The organism is Streptomyces sp. NPDC127097 (assembly GCF_042724075.1).
Lineage (GTDB): Bacteria > Actinomycetota > Actinomycetes > Streptomycetales > Streptomycetaceae > Streptomyces.
Window position 1 is genome coordinate 1 of sequence record NZ_JBHXFI010000079.1, and the last position, 17,164, is coordinate 17,164.

At 73.6% G+C, this 17,164-nt stretch carries 15 protein-coding genes and 1 riboswitch; of the genes, 3 read left to right on the forward strand and 12 right to left on the reverse strand.

From position 1 onward, the window contains the following. Positions 1 to 46: 46 nt before the first annotated feature. From thpD to ectA, 4 genes are all read right to left on the reverse strand, one after another. Entirely contained in the window at positions 47 to 946 is a 900-nt protein-coding gene (thpD, locus tag ACFWJW_RS34780) for an ectoine hydroxylase (RefSeq protein WP_387248739.1), read from the reverse strand. Positions 947 to 1,041: 95 nt separating this feature from the next. Next, complete coding sequence (locus tag ACFWJW_RS34785; RefSeq protein ID WP_018091828.1) at positions 1,042 to 1,458, reverse strand: ectoine synthase; 417 nt, start codon at positions 1,456 to 1,458, stop codon at positions 1,042 to 1,044. Between the two features lie 55 nt (positions 1,459 to 1,513). Further along, positions 1,514 to 2,782 (reverse strand): diaminobutyrate--2-oxoglutarate transaminase, encoded by a 1,269-nt coding sequence (gene ectB / locus ACFWJW_RS34790; RefSeq protein ID WP_387248742.1) that lies wholly within the window; start codon positions 2,780 to 2,782, stop codon positions 1,514 to 1,516. Positions 2,783 to 2,920: 138 nt separating this feature from the next. Next, a complete protein-coding gene (gene ectA / locus ACFWJW_RS34795) occupies positions 2,921 to 3,487 on the reverse strand; it encodes a diaminobutyrate acetyltransferase (RefSeq protein WP_387248744.1) in 567 nt (188 codons plus the stop codon). A gap of 610 nt (positions 3,488 to 4,097) precedes the next feature. Between ectA and ACFWJW_RS34800 the strand changes: the two genes are divergently transcribed. Next, a complete protein-coding gene (locus tag ACFWJW_RS34800; RefSeq protein ID WP_387248777.1) occupies positions 4,098 to 5,189 on the forward strand; it encodes an amidohydrolase family protein in 1,092 nt (363 codons plus the stop codon). Between the two features lie 287 nt (positions 5,190 to 5,476). Then, positions 5,477 to 6,460, forward strand: a complete 984-nt coding sequence (locus ACFWJW_RS34805) for an SCO1860 family LAETG-anchored protein (protein WP_387248779.1) — start codon at positions 5,477 to 5,479, stop codon at positions 6,458 to 6,460. A 166-nt stretch (positions 6,461 to 6,626) separates the two neighbouring features. Here ACFWJW_RS34805 and cobC read toward each other — a convergent pair whose 3' ends face one another. The 8 genes from cobC to ACFWJW_RS34845 all read right to left on the reverse strand — a co-directional run bounded on the left by cobC (position 6,627) and on the right by ACFWJW_RS34845 (position 16,220). Next, complete coding sequence (cobC, locus tag ACFWJW_RS34810; protein ID WP_387248746.1) at positions 6,627 to 7,715, reverse strand: Rv2231c family pyridoxal phosphate-dependent protein CobC; 1,089 nt, start codon at positions 7,713 to 7,715, stop codon at positions 6,627 to 6,629. Between the two features lie 2 nt (positions 7,716 to 7,717). Then, entirely contained in the window at positions 7,718 to 8,626 is a 909-nt protein-coding gene (locus tag ACFWJW_RS34815) for a sirohydrochlorin chelatase (RefSeq protein ID WP_387248748.1), read from the reverse strand. Positions 8,627 to 8,723: 97 nt separating this feature from the next. Continuing rightward, positions 8,724 to 9,239: a cobalamin biosynthesis protein gene (locus ACFWJW_RS34820; protein WP_387248750.1), complete on the reverse strand. Its 516-nt coding sequence runs from the start codon at positions 9,237 to 9,239 to the stop codon at positions 8,724 to 8,726. A gap of 55 nt (positions 9,240 to 9,294) precedes the next feature. Next, positions 9,295 to 10,695, reverse strand: a complete 1,401-nt coding sequence (locus ACFWJW_RS34825; protein WP_387248752.1) for a cobyrinate a,c-diamide synthase — start codon at positions 10,693 to 10,695, stop codon at positions 9,295 to 9,297. 16 nt (positions 10,696 to 10,711) lie between these two features. Continuing rightward, complete coding sequence (gene cobO / locus ACFWJW_RS34830) at positions 10,712 to 11,308, reverse strand: cob(I)yrinic acid a,c-diamide adenosyltransferase (protein ID WP_387248754.1); 597 nt, start codon at positions 11,306 to 11,308, stop codon at positions 10,712 to 10,714. Continuing rightward, complete coding sequence (locus ACFWJW_RS34835; RefSeq protein WP_387248755.1) at positions 11,308 to 13,425, reverse strand: putative cobaltochelatase; 2,118 nt, start codon at positions 13,423 to 13,425, stop codon at positions 11,308 to 11,310. The genes cobO and ACFWJW_RS34835 overlap by 1 nt, the downstream gene beginning before the upstream one ends. A gap of 55 nt (positions 13,426 to 13,480) precedes the next feature. Then, positions 13,481 to 15,052 carry a cobyric acid synthase gene (locus ACFWJW_RS34840; RefSeq protein WP_387248757.1) on the reverse strand — a complete coding sequence of 524 codons (1,572 nt, stop codon included), beginning with the start codon at positions 15,050 to 15,052 and terminating at the stop codon, positions 13,481 to 13,483. Between the two features lie 82 nt (positions 15,053 to 15,134). Beyond that, on the reverse strand, positions 15,135 to 16,220 hold the full coding sequence (locus tag ACFWJW_RS34845; RefSeq protein WP_387248759.1) for a cobalamin biosynthesis protein: 1,086 nt from the start codon (positions 16,218 to 16,220) through the stop codon (positions 15,135 to 15,137). 153 nt (positions 16,221 to 16,373) lie between these two features. Next, positions 16,374 to 16,524, reverse strand: a riboswitch (cobalamin riboswitch). Positions 16,525 to 16,726: 202 nt separating this feature from the next. Here ACFWJW_RS34845 and ACFWJW_RS34850 point away from each other — a divergent pair. Next, positions 16,727 to 17,164, forward strand: a complete 438-nt coding sequence (locus tag ACFWJW_RS34850) for a hypothetical protein (RefSeq protein ID WP_387248761.1) — start codon at positions 16,727 to 16,729, stop codon at positions 17,162 to 17,164.

Below are 17,164 nucleotides of genomic sequence, written 5' to 3' on the forward strand. Positions count from 1 at the left end.
GCACAGACCTGCTGTGCGGCGGCCGCGCCACCGGTGCGAACGTCCCCTAACGCACCGGAGTGAAGTCGCGGGCCCCGATGTATTCCGGGCGCCGGACCGGTGCCGCGAACGGCTCCACCGCTTCGTTCTCCACGCTGTTGAAGACGATGAAGACATTGCTGCGCGGGTAGGGCGTGATGTTGTCGCCCGAGCCGTGCATGGCGTTGCAGTCGAACCACGTCGCCGAGCCGGCCGAACCCGTGAAGAGACGGATCCCGTGCTTGTCCGCCATCTTCGTCAGCACCTCGTCCGACGGGATGCCCGCGTCCTGCATCTGGAGTGACCGCTTGTAGTTGTCCTTCGGCGTCTCGCCCTCACAGCCCACGAAGTGCTGGTGCGAGCCGGGCATGATCATCAAGCCGCCGTTGGTGTCGTAGTTCTCCGTCAGCGCGATCGAGACCGACACGGTGCGCATGTTGGGCAGCCCGTCCTCGGCGTGCCAGGTCTCGAAGTCGGAGTGCCAGTAGAAGCCGGAGGCACCGAAGCCCGGCTTCACATTGATCCGCGACTGGTGGACATACACGTCCGAGCCGAGGATCTGGCGGGCCCGGCCGACCACCCGCGGATCGGAGACCAGCTTGGCGAACACCTCGCTGATCTTGTGCACCTCGAACACGGTCCGTACGTCCTGTGACTTCGGCTCGACGATGGAGCGCGGGTCGGCGCGCATCGTCGGGTCGAGCACGAGCCGGTCCAGTTCGGCGCGGTACACCGCGACTTCTTCCGGCGTGAGCAGTTCCCCGATGGCGAAAAAGCCGTCGCGTTCGAAGTCGCTCAGCTCGGACGGCTCGAAGGGGCCGGCCGTTCCGGGCTGCGACCACACCACCGGGTCCTTCCGCGGGGTGATGACCTCAGCGGTCCCACGGGTCGGGTACAGGTCGGCGGTGCGCTCGGGTGCGGTGGTCATGGTGTTGCCTTCCTCTCCTCTCGTACGGAATCTGGCTTACGTGCGTGTGCGTGCCTCCTGGGCGCTGCCGGACGGGGCAGCAGGCGGGCGGCGCCTCAGACCGTCTCGGGCTCAGACTCCGGTTCGGTGAGAAGCGGGTAGACCCCGTTCTCGTCGTGGTCCTCGCGGCCGGTGACGGGCGGGTTGAAGACACACACGCAGCGGAAGTCCTCCTTGATCCGCATGGTGTGCTTCTCGTGCCCGTCGAGCAGGTACATCGTGCCCGGCGTGATGGTGTATTTCTCGCCGGTCTCATCGTTCGTGAGCTCGGCCTCACCCTCTACGCAGAGTACGGCCTCGATGTGGTTCGCGTACCACATCGACGTCTCGGTCCCGGCGTACAGCGTGGTCTCGTGCAGCGAGAAGCCGACGCGCTCCTTCGCGAGCACGATGCGCTTGCTCTCCCAGGTGCCGGACTTGGCCTTGACGTGGCGGTCGGTGCCTTCGATGTCCTTGAAGGATCGGACGATCACGGTGACTCGGTGCCTTTCTGTGGAACGGTAAGGATCTCTGGGGCCGTTGGGCCGATCAGGCGCAGTCGCGGACCGCGCGGGCGAGGATGCGGAGTCCCTCGTCCAGTTCCTCGGGGGTGGTCGTCAGTGCGGGGAGCAGTTTGACGACCTCGCTCTCCGGGCCGGAGGTCTCGATCAGCAGGCCCAGCTCGAAGGCGCGGGCCGCGATCTTGTCGGCCAGGGGCTTGGGGGTGCACTCCAGGCCCCACACGAGACCGCGGCCCCGGTACTCGACGATGGTGTCCGGATGCTCCTCGGCGATCGCCTTCAGGTGTGCCTCGACGATCTCACCGCGGGCGAGAGTCTGCTTCTCCATCTGGCCGTCGGCCCAGTAGGTGTCCAGCGTCGCGGCGGCGGTCACGAAGGCCGGGTTGTTGCCGCGGAAGGTGCCGTTGTGCTCGCCCGGCTCCCAGATGTCCAGCTCAGGCTTGAACAGGGTGAGCGCGAGCGGCAGGCCGTAGCCGCTGATGGACTTCGAGACGGTGACGATGTCCGGCACGATGCCCGCCTCCTCGAAGGAGAAGAAGGCACCCGTACGGCCGCAGCCCATCTGGATGTCGTCGACGATGAGCAGCATGTCCCAGCGCTCGCACAGGTCGGCGAGGGCGCGCAGCCACTCGGCACGGGCGACGTTGATGCCGCCCTCGCCCTGGACCGTCTCGACGATCACGGCGGCGGGGGTGTTGAGACCGGAGCCCTGGTCCTCCAGCAGCCGCTCGAACCACAGGAAGTCCGGGTAGGTGCCCTCGAGGTAGTTGTCGAACGGCATCGGGGTGCCGTGCACCAGCGGGATACCGGCGCCGGCCCGCTTCATGGAGTTACCGGTGACGGCCAGCGCGCCCAGCGACATGCCGTGGAAGGCGTTGGTGAAGGACACGATCGACTCGCGGCCCTTGACCTTACGGGCCAGCTTCAGCGCGGCCTCGACGGAGTTGGCGCCCGTCGGGCCCGGGAACATGACCTTGTAGGGCAGGTCACGGGGCCGCAGGATGATGTTCTGGAACGACTCCAGGAAGGCCCGCTTGGCCGTGGTGGACATGTCCAGGCCGTGGGTGACGCCGTCCCGCTCGATGTAGTCGATCAGGGCGCGTTTGAGGACGGGGTTGTTGTGGCCGTAGTTGAGTGACCCGGCGCCGGCGAAGAAGTCGAGGTAGGTGTGGCCGTCCTCGTCGGTCATGCGGCTGCCCTGCGCACGGTCGAAGACGGTGGGCCAGCTACGGCAGTAGCTGCGGACCTCCGACTCCACGGTCTCGAAGACGCTCAGATCGGGCTGGGTGATGGTCACAGCATGCTCCTGGGAGATGAGTGGCGAAAGGTGAGGAAGTCTGTTGGGGGGGGCTGGGCGGGACCGGCGGTGTCACGGGGTGTGGTGCCGGGTTCCGCGTGACCGCTGCGGCGCCGTCGTCGCGCGGTCCTGGGTGCGTCAGTGCCCCGAGCGGGCCGGTGGCGCGAACGGGCCGATGAGGTGCAGCACCTCCGGCTCGTGGCCCTGCTCCGGGAACAGCCCTGCGTCGAAGAGCACCTCGCTCTTGAGGGGCACTGAGTGCCGCTCGGCGAAGGACGCGAACAACCGGTTGGATGCGGTGTTGTCGGGGGTCACCGTGGTCTCGACGAAACGTACGCCCAGCTCGTCCCTGGCCCGGGCGGCGAGCCCGTCCAGGAGTGCGGCCGCCAGTCCCTGCCCACGGTGCGCGTCGTCGACGGCGACCTGCCAGACGACGAGGGTCTCCGGGCGCTCCGGGCGGAGGTATCCGGTGATGAAGGCGGCCGGCTCGCCCTCCGCGTCGCGCGCGACGACGGAGGTGGCGGCGAAGTCGCGACACCACAGGAGGTAGCTGTACGAGGAGTTGAGATCCAGCGCCTTCGAGTCTCGGGCGATGCGCCAGATCGCGGCTCCGTCCTCCACGCGTGGGGTGTCGAGCTTGAAGCCCTCCGGAAATTCTCTGATATCGCTTCGGGCACCGGCATGGTCTGCTTGTGCGGCGGTCATGGGAATTAAATTTACCCAGGGAAAAAGGAAATTGCATCGCGGGCAGGGGTTACGTAAGCGGCCAAGGTGTGTTATCGCGCGTGGGCGCCCGTACGCGCGATGCCACCGCGAGATGTCCCCATTTGACCAGGAGGTTCGGGGTGAAACGGACACGCTGTGTAGTCGGTCACAGCTCCGTAACGCCCATGAGATCCGTCCGAATTACGGAACTTGCCGCTAGCGAAATCTTGGCGTTTGAGGTGCGGAAAAGCGGGCAGAAGAATACGGGAAGCTGTACGTCTGAAGAATTGGGAATTCGCCGCCGGAAGGCAGGTCGGAAGGCCCATGGAAACCTGCGCGGCAAGGCCGTGACAAGACCGCGAGAACATGCGCGAGGCGATCTCCCGGAACGCTGCGGGAAACGTACGGAGAGTCGCGGAGAACGCGCGGAGAACTGTGCGGCGAGGGTAGTGGAAGCCGTACGGAGAGTGCACGGAGAACGGTCCGGGGTGAATGTCCGGCGGGGCGCCCGCGTTCCCGGAAAACGGCCGGGGAAATGCGACCGGGCAACGGCTGCGACCGCCGCGGCCGGCCGCCGTGCGGCGCCGCCTACAGTGCCGGTATGACGTCCATGAGTGAAGGTGCGGTGCTGCACCTCAAGGGGAGGGTCCTCGTCGGACCGGACGAGGTGCGTGACGAGCTGTGGGTGGTCGACGGCCGGGTGACATTCGACCGGCCGGTGATGGCACGGGATGCCACCACCGTGACGGGCTGGGCCCTGCCGGGCCTGGTCGACGCCCACTGCCACGTGGGCCTGGACGCACACGGCCCGGTGGACGCCCCCACCAGCGAAAAGCAGGCGCTCACCGACCGTGACGCCGGCACCCTGCTGATCCGCGACGCCGGATCCCCCTCCGACACCCGCTGGGTCGACGACCGCGAGGACCTGCCGCGCATCATCCGGGCCGGCCGCCACATCGCCCGTACCAAGCGCTACATCCGCAACTACGCGCACGAGATCGAGCCGGAGGACCTGGTCGCGTACGTCGCTCAGGAGGCCCGCCGCGGCGACGGCTGGGTCAAGCTCGTCGGTGACTGGATCGACCGCTCCACGGGCGATCTGGCGGCCTGCTGGCCCCGGGGAGCGGTCGAGGCCGCCATCGCCGAGGCCCACCGCCTGGGCGCCCGGGTGACCGCGCACTGCTTCGCCGAGGACACCCTCGCCCCGCTCGTCGAGGCCGGGATCGACTGCATCGAGCACGCCACCGGGCTCACCGAGGAGACCATCCCGCTGTTCGCCGAGCGCGGCGTGGCCATCGTCCCCACGCTCGTCAACATCGCCACCTTCCCGCGGCTCGCGGACGGGGGCGCGGCGAAGTTCCCGCGCTGGGCGGACCACATGCGGCGCCTGCACGACCGCCGCTACGACACCGTCCGGGCGGCCTACGACGCCGGAGTGCCCGTCTTCGCCGGGACGGACGCCGGCGGCTCGCTCGCCCACGGCCTGGTCGCCGAGGAGGTCGTCGAGCTGACCCGGGCCGGGCTGCCCGCCGTGGCGGCCCTCTCCGCGACCACCTGGGGCGCCCGGGACTGGCTCGGCCGCCCCGGCCTCACCGAGGGCGCCCCGGCGGACCTGGTGGTCTACGGGAGCGATCCGCGCGAGGACGTCCGGGTGCTGGCGGCGCCGCGCCGGGTGGTGCTGCGGGGGCGGATCGTTGGGTAGCCACCGGGGTGACCCGGTGAACCGGCCCGGTCAACGCGGGTCACCCGGGAGGTGGGGCGGCTGGGGCTCCGGTGGTGCCCCGTGTCGCAGGAATCGAATACAGGCACGGAAACCACCCATTGGAATGAACTGACGCCACGTGGCTGCCCGTTCACCCTCGGTACGGCCACGATGTGCGGGTCGATGCCGTCGGCCCGCGCGATGTCCCCCATTGGCGCGGCCGGCGGCTCCATTTCTCCTGTGAGGGTTCCACACACGTGTCCACCAGTCCCACCAGCTCCTTCGGCATGCCCCGACGCCTCGCCGCGACCCTCGTCGCCACCGCGCTCACGGCCGGTCCCGCCGTCCTCCTCGGCGCCGTCCCCGCGCATGCCACCGGAGACCATGGCCCGGCCCGCGGCACCGCCGACGCGGTCGTGCTGCGCACCGGCGTGAACGTCGGGCTGCTCAACAAGACGGTCGACGTCCCGCTGAACGTCGCCCTCAACGAGGTGCACGCCCCGGCCTCGGCCAGCAAGACCGCGCTCACCGTCAAGCTCGACGGCATCGACCACGGCAAGCCGTTCAGCGTGCTGCGCGCCGACGCCGCCACCGCGCGGGCCACCGCCGACCGCCGGGCGGCCGAGGGCTACGCCAACCTCGTGCGGGCGAAGGTGCATCTGCCCGGTCTGCCGCTGCTGTCCGTGATCGAGGTCCAGCAGGTCACCGCCAAGGCCGTCTGTGCGGCGGGCGCGCGGCCCCGGGCCGAGTCGAACGTGCTGGGCACCGTGCGCGTCCTGGGCCAGAAGGTCACCCTCACCGCGGGCGGCACGACCAAGGTCAAGGTGCCGGGGGTGGGCCAGGTGCGGCTCGACCTGTCCAAGAAGAACGTCACGTCCAAGGGCGCCGCGGCCACCGCCCTCGACCTCGATGTCTCCGTCAACCCGCTGAAGCTGAACGTCGCCGACGTGCACGGCCGGGTCACGCTGGCCAAGGCCACCTGCACCACGCCGCGCGGCAAGGCGCCCGAGGACAACGGCTCCGGCGGTACCAGCGGCGGCCAGACCAGCGGCGGCCAGACCGGCGGCGGCGCCGAGCCGGCCGGCGGCAAGGGCACCGAGGTGCACCGGACGGGCTCCGGGACCAGCACCCAGAACCTCGCGGAGACCGGCGGCAGCTCGGCCACTCCGTACCTCGCCGGCGGCGCCGGGCTGCTGCTCGCCGCGGGCGCCGGTGCGATGGTCTTCGCCCGCCGGCGCCGGGGGGCCGCAGCGCAGGGCGCCCGCGGCTGACCGACCCCGTACACCGCGCCGGTGCTGTGGGGGCGTCGCGCGCGGTGTACGGCCCGGGGTGTGCCGCGCGGGCCGCGGACCGAACGGCGCACCCCACCCCCGCCGGGAACCCCGCACAGCGCGGTCCGGCGGGGGCCGGCCGGGAAAGACCGCCGGAGCCCGCGCGCTACCCGAGCACCTCGCCCAGGGCCGTCACGAAGCGGTCCGTCGTGGCCCGGTCGCGCACCGCGAGCCGCAGCCAGTCGGGGCCCAGGCCGGGGAAGGTGTCACCACGGCGCACCGCGAAGCCGCGGTCCCGCAGCGCGGCCCGCACCCGGTCCGCTTCCGGCAGCCGGATCAGCACGAACGGGCCCGCCGCCGGCCCCGCCGTCCGGATTCGCGGGAAGGCGCCGAGCCGGGCCAGCAGATGGTCCCGGTCCACGGCGATCTCCTCGGCCGCCGCGGCCGCCTCCGCCAGCGCCCGCGGCGTACAGCACGCCTCGGCGGCGGCCAGGGCGGGACTGGAGACCGGCCACAGCGGCTGGGCCCGCTCCAGGGCGGCGACGGTCTCCTCGGCGGCCAGCACATAGCCGATCCGCAGCCCGGCCAGCCCCCAGGTCTTGGTGAGGCTGCGCAGCACCACCAGCCCCGGCAGATCCGTGCGCCCGGCCAGCGCCGCCCGCTCACCGGGCACCGCGTCCATGAACGCCTCGTCCACCACCAGCGTCCGGCCCGGCCGCGCCAGGGAGGCCAGCACCTCCGCGGGGTGCAGGACCGAGGTGGGGTTGGTGGGGTTGCCGACGACGACCAGATCCGCGTCCTCCGGCACGGCGGCCGGGTCCAGCCGGAAGCCGTCCCGCGCGTCGAGCAGCACCCGCCCGACCTCGTGCCCGGCGTCCCGCAGCGCCGCCTCGGGCTCGGTGAACTGCGGATGCACCACCACCGGACGGCGGGCCGGCAGGGCGCGCGCGAGCAGCACGAACGCCTCCGCGGCCCCCGAGGTGAGCAGCACCCGGTCGGTGGGCAGCCCGTGCCGCGCCGCCACCGCCCGGCGGGCCGCCCGGCCGTCGGGGTACGCGGCGAGACCGTCCAGCGACGCGGCGATCCGCGCCTTGAGCCAGGCCGGGGGAGTGCCGGTGCGGACATTGACCGCCAGATCCGTCAGCCCGGCGTCCGCGCCCCGTACTTCGGCGTCGCCGTGATGCCGCAGATCGGGTTCGGGCGGGGCGGCCGGGCCGGGGTCCGGGAGCCGGGCGGCCGCGGTGCGTGGGGGCATGCTCACCGTTCCCCGGCGCCCGCGGTCAGGGAAGCGCCCGGCCAGGCCGCGCCGGGTGCCCGCCGGGCGTCCTCCGCCGCCGCCCGGCAACTGCACGGCGCGGCGCCGAACGGCGGCTCGCCCGCCACCGCCGCGCGGTAGCGCTCCATGATCACGTCGGCCACCTCGGGCTCCGGGCCGATCACCGTCGCGCCGAAGACGTCGGTGCCGGGGTGCGCCGCGGCCCAGCCCTCGGCCTGCATGTGCAGCCGCTCCACCGGGCCGCCGGGCAGCAGGAAGTAGGGCAGAACCACGATCCGGCCCTCTTCGCCGGGGCCCGCCGCGGCCGCCAGCGCCCGGCACCGGTCCAGGCCCGCCGGGACGTCGGGTGCCGCCTGCGAGACGAACGCGGTCTCCACGCCCGCGAAGCCGCGCCCCTCCCACAGCAGCCGCGCGGCCCGGGCCACCTCGGCATTGGCGTACGGATCGGTCGCGCCGTGGCCCACCAGCAGCACCGTGGTGCGGGCCCGGTCAGCGGGCTTGCGGGCGCCGCTGCCCAGCGCCTGGTCCAGCCGCCGCTCCAGTACGTCGAGCAGCCTGGGGTGCGGCCCCAGTTCGGCGCCGCAGACATGGGCGAGCCCGGGGTGGCGCTCGCTCGCCCGCGCCAGCACCGTGGGCAGTGCCTCCGGGACCGGGCCGGTCGGGGCGGTCAGCAGGGGTATGACGGCGAGCCGGTCCGCGCCCCGCTCGACGAGACCGTCGACGGCGTCGGACAGCGGCAGCGGCGAGCCGGGGACGCCGAAGAACCCGCCGGCGACCGGCACCTCGGGGTGGCGCTCGGCGAGCAGACGCACCAGGGCGCGCAGGGCGTCGGCCCCGCCTTCGTCGCGGGTGCCGTGACCGGCGATGAGCAGTGCGGGAGAGATCGTCACTAGGTCTCCTTGGTACCGGTGGTTCCGCTGCTGGGCGCCGGGTCGCCGGCGACCGCCGTCCACCGATCCGGGCCACGGCGGGGCGGGTTGGGGGAGGTCATGACGATAACCGCAGCGGAAGAGCGGTCGGTGGCCGCTCCCTCCTACCAGCGGTAAGGGCACCGCTCTCCGTTACAGCGGGCCCGGCCAGCGCACAGGTCGCCCCGGGCGGCCGGTCCCGCGGCGCCGACTTCCGTTTGCCGGCGAGCAGTTCCGCGCCCGGCCCGGCGGCCAGCAGCGCCGCCGCCTCGGCCACGCTCGGCGTCCCGACGGCGGCCGCCGCGGCGCCGGACGGACCGGGCACCGGCACCGCCGCCAGGGCCGCCGCCGGGAACGACCGCAACGGCACCCCCAGCCGGCGGGCCGCCCCGAGCAGGCCCGGCTCCGCCGCCTTGGCCGCGACCGTCGCCAGCGCGACGACCGGCCGGTCCGTACACCCCGCCGCCGCGCGGGCGGCCGCGATCAGCTCCAGCACCTCGGACACCGGCACACCACGGCGCGCCCCCACCCCGACGACCAGCGGCGCCGCGGCACCGCCGGCCGCGCCGGTCTCGTCGGGGGCCCGGCGCGTCATACCGCGACGGCTCCCCGGCCGGGGAGTCTGCCGCAGCCCACCGGCCGTACGCCGCTCATCGCGCGCCGCCGGATGCCGTCGCGCTCCGTGCCGCGCTCGCCACCAGCCGCCCGGCCAGCGAGGGTTCGGCGGCCCAGTGCACGTGCAGATACGAGGCATGCACCCCGCCGGAGACAAAGCCCTCCACCCGGCGCTCCGGATGCGTCAGCCCCCACGCCGGGTCCGCGCCCGCGCCCGGCTCCAGTGCCGTGCGGTGGAACTCGTGGCCGCGCACCCGGGTTCCGGCCGCGGCCAGCGCGTTGTCCCGCAGCGCCACCGCCTCGCGGTAGCCGAGGGTGAGCCGTTCGGTCATCCGGGCCTCGGCGGGCAGCACCCCGCACATCGGCTTCCCGTCCAGGGACCGGGAGAGGTACAGCAGCCCGGCGCACTCGGCGGACACCGGCGCCCCGGAGGCGGCCAGTTCGGCCACCGCGGCGCGCAGCGGGGCGTTCGCCGACAGATCCGGCGCGTACATCTCGGGAAAGCCGCCGCCGATCACCAACCCCTGTGTGCCGGGCGGCAGTCGCTCGTCCCGCAGCGGGTCGAACGGGGCCACCTCGGCGCCCGCGGCGGCCAGCAGCTCGGCGTGTTCGGCGTACGAGAAGGTGAACGCGGCGCCGCCCGCGACGGCGATCAGCGGCTTCTCCGGGGCGGTGGCCGTCCCTTCGGCCGGTGCGAGGTGCGCCGCCGGGTCCCAGGCCGCGTCCGGCAGCTCCGGCACCGTTCGCGCCAGCGCCAGCAGCGCCTCCAGATCGCAGCCCTCGCGGACCCGCGCGGCGAGTTCGGCCACCGACTCCACCGCCTCGGCCCGCCGTTCGGCGACCGGCACCAGGCCCAGGTGCCGGGAGGGCGTACCGGCCCGGCCGTCCCGCCGCAGGGCGCCCAGCACCGGCACACCGGAGGACTCCATCGCCTCCCGCAGCAGCTCCTCGTGACGGTCCGAGCCGATCTTGTTGAGGATCACCCCGGCCAGCCGCACCTCCGGGTCCCAGGAGGCGAAGCCGTGCACCAGCGCGGCCACCGACCGGGACTGCGAGGACGCGTCCACCACCAGCACCACCGGCGCCCGCAGCAGCTTCGCCACCTGCCCCGTCGAGGACAGCTCGCCCATTCCGGACGCCCCGTCGAACAGCCCCATCACGCCCTCGACGAGCGCGAGATCGGCGCCCGCCGCACCGTGCAGGAACAGCGGCGCGATCCGGCCGGGCCCGCACAGGTAGGCGTCCAGATTGCGGCCGGGGCGGCCGGTCGCCAGGGAGTGGTAGCCCGGATCGATGTAGTCGGGACCCACCTTGTGCGGCGACACCGTGAGCCCGGCCTCGGCGAACGCCGCCATCAGGCCGGTGGCCACCGTCGTCTTGCCCGCGCCCGACGACGGCGCGGCGATCACCAGCCGGGGAATCGACCCGCCGCTCACGCGCTGTGCTCCCTGTTCACCATTCGATGCCCCGCTGGCCCTTCTGGCCCGTGTCCATCGGGTGCTTGACCTTGGTCATGTCCGTCACCAGATCGGCGAAGTCCAGCAGCGCCTCGGGCGCGCCCCGTCCGGTGATGACGACATGCTGCGTACCGGGACGGTCGCGCAGCGCCGACACCACCTCCTCGGTGTCGATCCAGCCCCACTTCAGCGGATAGGCGAACTCGTCCAGCACCAGCAGCTTGTAGGTCTCCGCGGCCAGATCCCGCTTGACCTGCTCCCAGCCCTCGCGCGCCGCGTCCTCGCTGGAGGCGATGTCGCGCTGCACCCAGGACCAGCCCTCGCCCATCTTGTGCCAGGCGACGGTGCCGCCCTCGCCGGACTCCCCGAGCACCTTCAGCGCCCGCTCCTCGCCGACCTTCCACTTCGCCGACTTCACGAACTGGAACACCCCGACCGGCCAGCCCTGGTTCCAGGCGCGCAGCGCCAGCCCGAAGGCGGCGGTGGACTTGCCCTTGCCCTGGCCGGTGTGGACGAACACCAGCGGACGGTTGCGGCGCTGGCGGGTGGTGAGCCCGTCGTTCGGTACGACGGACGGCTGTCCCTGCGGCATTACGCGGCCTTCCTGTTGCCCTGCACGGTCCGTACGAGCGCGGAGACACTGTCCGCGCGCAGTTCGTCGAGGGTGATCGCGGTGCCCTGGAGCTCACGGGCCAGCTCGCCCGCGAGACCCAGCCGCACCGGGCCCGCCTCGCAGTCCACGACCACCGACGCGGTGCCCTCACCGGCCAGCAGCCGGGCGGCGCGGGCGGACCGGACGACGGGCTCCGGGCCACCGGTCGCCCGGCCGTCGGTGACGACCACCAGCAGCGGCCGCCGCGAGGCATCCCGCATCCGCTCCACCCGCAGCACCTCATGGGCCTTCAGCAGGCCCTCGGACAGCGGCGTACGGCCACCCGTCGGCAGCTGCTCCAGCCGGGCCGCACCCGCCTCGACCGAGGACGTCGGGGGCAGCGCCAGCTCGGCGCCGGTGCCGCGGAAGGTGATCAGGCCGATCTTGTCGCGCCGCTGGTAGGCGTCCAGCAGCAGCGAGAGCACCGCGCCCTTGACCGCGCTCATCCGCTTCCGCGCCGCCATCGAACCGGAGGCGTCCACGACGAACAGGACCAGATTGCCCTCCCGCCCCTCGCGGACCGCCTCGCGCAGATCGTCCCGGCGCACCACCAGCCCCCGCCCGCTGCGGCCGCGGGCCCGCTGGTGCGGCGCCGCGGCCTGCACGGTCGCCGCCAGATGCAGCTTGCCCAGGGCGCCGTGCGGGCGGCGGGCGCCGGTCGTGCGGCCGTGGGCGGTACGGGCCCGGGAGCGGCGGCCGTCCGCGCCCTCGCCCAGGCCCGGTACGTCCAGGCGCCGGGTGCGGAACGGCTCGGTGGCCCCGACCGCCGCCTTCTCCCCGGCCGCGCCCCCCTGAGGCGCGCTCTCCGGCTCGGCCTGCTCCGGGGTCTGCGGGGTCTGCGGGGTCTGTGGGGCCTCCCGCTCCTGCTGGTGGGGGAGTTCGGCCTCCGGCGGAAGCGGCGCCTCTTCCGGCCCGCCGTCCTGCGGCGGACGCCCGCCGCCCTCCGGGCCGCCCCCGTCGGGGCCGCCGTCCGGACCGTCCGGATCCGGGTCGTCGTCGCCGTCCGTGCCCTCGTCCGCGCTCTCGTCCGCGCCGAACTCCTCCAGCGTCCGGTCGAGTTTGTCCTCGTCCAGGCCGGGGGCGTCGAAGGGGTTGCGGCGCCGGCGGTGCGGCAGCGCCAGCAGCGCCGCCTGCCGCACGTCCTCCTCCAGGACGTCCGTCCGCCCCGCCCAGGCGGCCAGCGCGGTGGCGGTACGCGCCATCACGATGTCCGCGCGCATCCCGTCCACCTCGAACGCGGCACAGGTCGCGGCGATCTGCCGGAGCGCCGCATCGCCCAGCGTCACCCGCGGCAGCAGCTCCCGGGCCGCGGCGATCCGCCCGCGCAGCGCGTCCTCCTCGGCCGCCCAGTCCGCCGCGAAACCGGCCGGATCGGCGTCATAGGCCAGCCGGCGGCGGACGACCGTCACCCGCTCGTCGGGCTCGCGGGAGGCGGCGACCTCGACCGTGAGCCCGAAGCGGTCCAGCAACTGCGGCCGCAGCTCGCCCTCTTCGGGGTTCATCGTCCCGACGAGCAGGAAACGGGCCGCGTGGCGCACGGAGACGCCCTCGCGCTCCACGTACGAGGCGCCCATGGCGGCGGCGTCCAGCAGCAGGTCCACGAGGTGGTCATGGAGCAGATTGACCTCGTCGACGTACAGGATGCCGCGGTGCGCGTCCGCCAGCAGGCCCGGCTCGAACGCCTTCACGCCCTCCGACAGCGCCCGCTCGATGTCCAGCGCGCCGACCAGCCGGTCCTCGGAGGCGCCGACGGGGAGTTCCACCATCCGCGTCGGGCGCTCCTCGACGCCGCCCGTCCCGTGCGGCCCGTCGGGACAGCCGGGGTCCGGCGCGGCCGGGGCGCAGGCGAAGCGGCAGCCGCTGATCACGTCCACGGCCGGCATCAGCGCCGACAGCGCCCGGACGGCGGTGCTTTTGGCGGTGCCCTTCTCCCCGCGGACCAGCACGCCGCCCACCGCGGGGCTCACCGCGTTCAGCAGCAGCGCGAGCCGCAGATCAGCCATCCCGACCACCGCGGTGAAGGGGTATTGCGGGGTCGTGTTGTGCGCGGTCGTCATGCTGTGTCGTCCTCCACGTCGCCGTTGAGCTCCGTATTCGTCCTGTGCGTACCCCTCATGGCGCCCCCGGAGGCACGAACGGCAGTCCCTCCGGCACCCCTTCCTCGATCAGCCGCAGCAGCGCGCCGGTGTCCGCGTGCTCCTCGATCAGATCGCCCAGCCGGTCCAGCTGTTCCTCGCGCAGCACGCCGAAACGGGTGTCGGGGGCCGGGACGAACGCCCGGCCCGCGTCCGCCGCGACCCGCCGCAGGAAGGCCCGGCGGAAGCCGTCGCTCTCCAGGGACCCGTGCCAGTGCGTGCCCCATACGGAGCCGGCCCGGCAGCCGTCCAGGAACTCTTCGTCCCCGCCGGTCACTTCGGCGACACCGTGGTGGATCTCGTAGCCCTCCACCGGCTCGCCCAGCGCCTCGCCGGCCGGCCGCGCGAGCGTCTTCTCCGCCGCGAACCGCACCCGTACGGGCAGCAGCCCCAGCCCGTCGACCACGCCCGCCTTCGACTCGACCTCGTCCTCGATGCGCTCGCCCAGCATCTGGAAGCCGCCGCAGATGCCCAGCACCGGGCGCCCCTCGGCGGCCCGCCGGGCGATCGCGTCCGCCAGACCGCGCTCCCGCAGCCACGCCAGCGCCCGGACCGTGCCCCGGGTCCCCGGCAGCACCACCAGATCGGCGTCGGCCAGCTCCTCGGGCCGGTCCACGAACCGCACCACCACGCCCGGTTCGGCGGCCAGTGCGTCCACGTCCGTGAAGTTCGACATCAGCGGTACGGCACAGACCGCCACCCGCAGCACATCCGCCCCGTGCGGCGGAGCCACCACGCTCTCGCGCACCGCGCCGCGCAGCGACACTCTCAGTCCGTCCTCCTCGTCGATGCCGAGGCCGTGCGCGAAGGGCAGCACGCCCAGCGTCTGCCGCCCCGTGAGGCCGCGCAGCATCGCAAGGCCCGGCTCCAGCAGCGTCACATCGCCCCGGAACTTGTTGACCAGATAGCCCGCGACCAGCGCCTGGTCCTCCTTGGACAGCAGCGCGGTGGTGCCGAAGAACGAGGCGAACACCCCGCCGCGGTCGATGTCACCGACCACGACCGCCGGGATACGGGCGGCCCGTGCGAGGCCCATGTTCACGATGTCGGTACGCCGCAGATTGATCTCGGCGGGACTGCCGGCGCCCTCGCAGATCACCGCGTCATGGGTACGCCGCAGCTCCTGGAGGCAGTCGGTCACCGTCCCGAGCAACTGCTCCCGGCGGCCCGCGTACTGCGCCTTCCCCTGGGACGTCCCCCCGAAGTACCCCCGGGCGCTGAGCTCCCCCACCGGCTTCCCCAGCAGCACCACCTGGCTGCTGCGGTCACTGCCCGGCTTGAGCAGCACGGGGTTCATCAGCGCGGTCGGCGCCACCCGCGCCGCGGCGGCCTGCATCGCCTGGGCCCGTCCGATCTCCGCGCCCTCGCGCGTGACGAAGGAATTCAGCGACATGTTCTGTGCCTTGAAGGGCGCCACCCGGACGCCCTGCCGGACCAGCCAGCGGCAGATCCCGGCCGTCACCACGCTCTTACCGGCGTCGGACGTCGTCCCGGCCACCAGCAGACCACCGCCGACCGCCCCGCCGGCTGCCCTCAACCGCCCGCTCACCGGGTCCTCCTCCTGCGCTTCGGGTCACTACACCCGCCCACCCCCCGAAGGGGGGTGGGCGGCGGGGAAAAAACGGACGGCCTCATACCGCTCCCGCCTTACGCCCGGATACCGGTCCCGCCTCACGCCCGCGCCCCCCGGCCCGCGGAGCAACCGCTCCCCGGGCCACCACCCGAGCCACGGTCCCCCGAGCCACCGCCGCCCGCGCCACGCCGACGGCCGCCCGCGCCGCCACCGTCGTGACCAGCGCCAGCACACTCACCCGGCGGGAGAGCCGCACCGCCCGTTCGATGTCCGGCACCGCCACCGGCGGCGCCGCGCCGTTGAGCACCGGACGGTGTTCCACCCGCCCGCCGTACGCCAGCGTGCCGCCCAGCCGTACGCCCAGCGCACCCGCGAACGAAGCCTCCACCGGGCCCGCGTTGGGGCTCGGATGCGCCCCGCCGTCCGCCCGCCAGGCCCGCAGCGCACCGCGCCGGTCGGGGCCCGCGAGCACGGTCAGCGCGGCGGTCAGCCGGGAGCCGGGCCAGCCGGCGAGATCGTCGAGCCGGGCCGCGGCCCAGCCGAAGCGGCGGTAGCGCGGCGACTTGTGCCCCACCATCGCGTCCAGGGTGTTCACGGCACGGAACGCCACCAGGCCGGGCACCCCGCCCAACGCACCCCATACCAGGGCGCCCACCACCGCGTCGGAGGTGTTCTCGGCGACCGACTCCACCACCGCACGGGCCATCTGCGGCCCGTCCAGCGCCTGCGGATCGCGCCCGCACAGATGCGGCAGCCGCTCCCGTGCCACGTCCAGATCACCCGCCGTCAGCGCCCCGCCGACGGCCCGCGCCTCCCGGCCCAGCGAGGTGCCGCCCAGCACGGCCCAGACCGTCGCCGCGGTCAGCGCGACCCCACCGCCACCACGGAGCGACAGCAAAGCAGCGGGAGCATCGCCCCGCAGGGCGCGCTCCACCAGCGCCGCACCGGCCGCGGCCCCGCCCGCGCACAACACGGCATGAGCCGCCCCGTAACCACGGTGGTCGCGCCACAGTCGGCGCTCGACGGCGCCCGCGGCCCGGCCGAACGCGGCCACCGGATGGCCGCGCGGCGGATCCGCCGCGATCAGGTCGCCGAGAAAGCCGAGGGCCGCGCCGCACACATATCCCGCGTGTTCGCCGCGCATCGGGTCAGGCCGCCGTCAGGGCGTGTCCGTGACGTGCCGCCCGGCCCCGAAGGAGCCCTGCGGCGGCGGGCAGTGGCGATCTCAAGGGGCGGCCGGGCATGGCGGTATGTCCTCACTCAGGGTCCGCGCCCTGGCTCGACGTGACGGCGACCAGAGTCTCCTGGCTCCCGGATCGGCGTGTCCTCCGGCCTTCCAGTCCCGCGTACATCATCCGACGTATGCGAGGCGGACCGTGGCCTTCGCTGGAGGAACGCTCCCCGGTGACAGTGGCGGGACCGCGCCGGATTCGCACCGGACTTCCTCTGCTGTCGCCGATTGGCTCCGGCAGTCCACCACGCCCCGCGAACGCCGTCAACTCACCCTTGACCTGCGACGCTGCCCCGTGGCAGGCGCTGTGGTGCACGCCACAGCGTGGCTGGGGGGTCACGGACGGTTGCCCGCGCACCTGATCCCGCGTCACTATCTGGTGCACGGCGGCGAAGGGGCCGCCGGAAGGGGGCCGGGGGATGCCGCAGCGCGCTGACCGTCAAGAGATCCGTATCAGGATCACGGGCACGAACAATCCTGACCAGGACGTCGAGGACCTCAAGGCGTGGCTGGAGCGCGAGCCCTGGCTGAACGGGCGGTCGCACGACTGGGAACTGCGGCCGGCGGGGGAGCGCGACGACGGCCCCGGCGACATGGCCATCGGCGTCGACGACCTGATCCTGGTCGTGGTCGGCGCGGTCGCCACCGAGATCACCAAGAGCCTGACCATCGCCCTGCGCGAGTGGCTGCGCCGCCGCAGGGAGGAACGTGACACCGGCGAACGGCCCGCCGTGGCGGTCGGCGCCGGGGACGGCGAACTGCGCGCACTGGGCGACCCGGCACCGGGCGCCCCGGCCCCCGAACGCCCCGATCCGGGCAGCCCGGCGAACGGGGGCGGCAGCACCGCCGGGGACTGA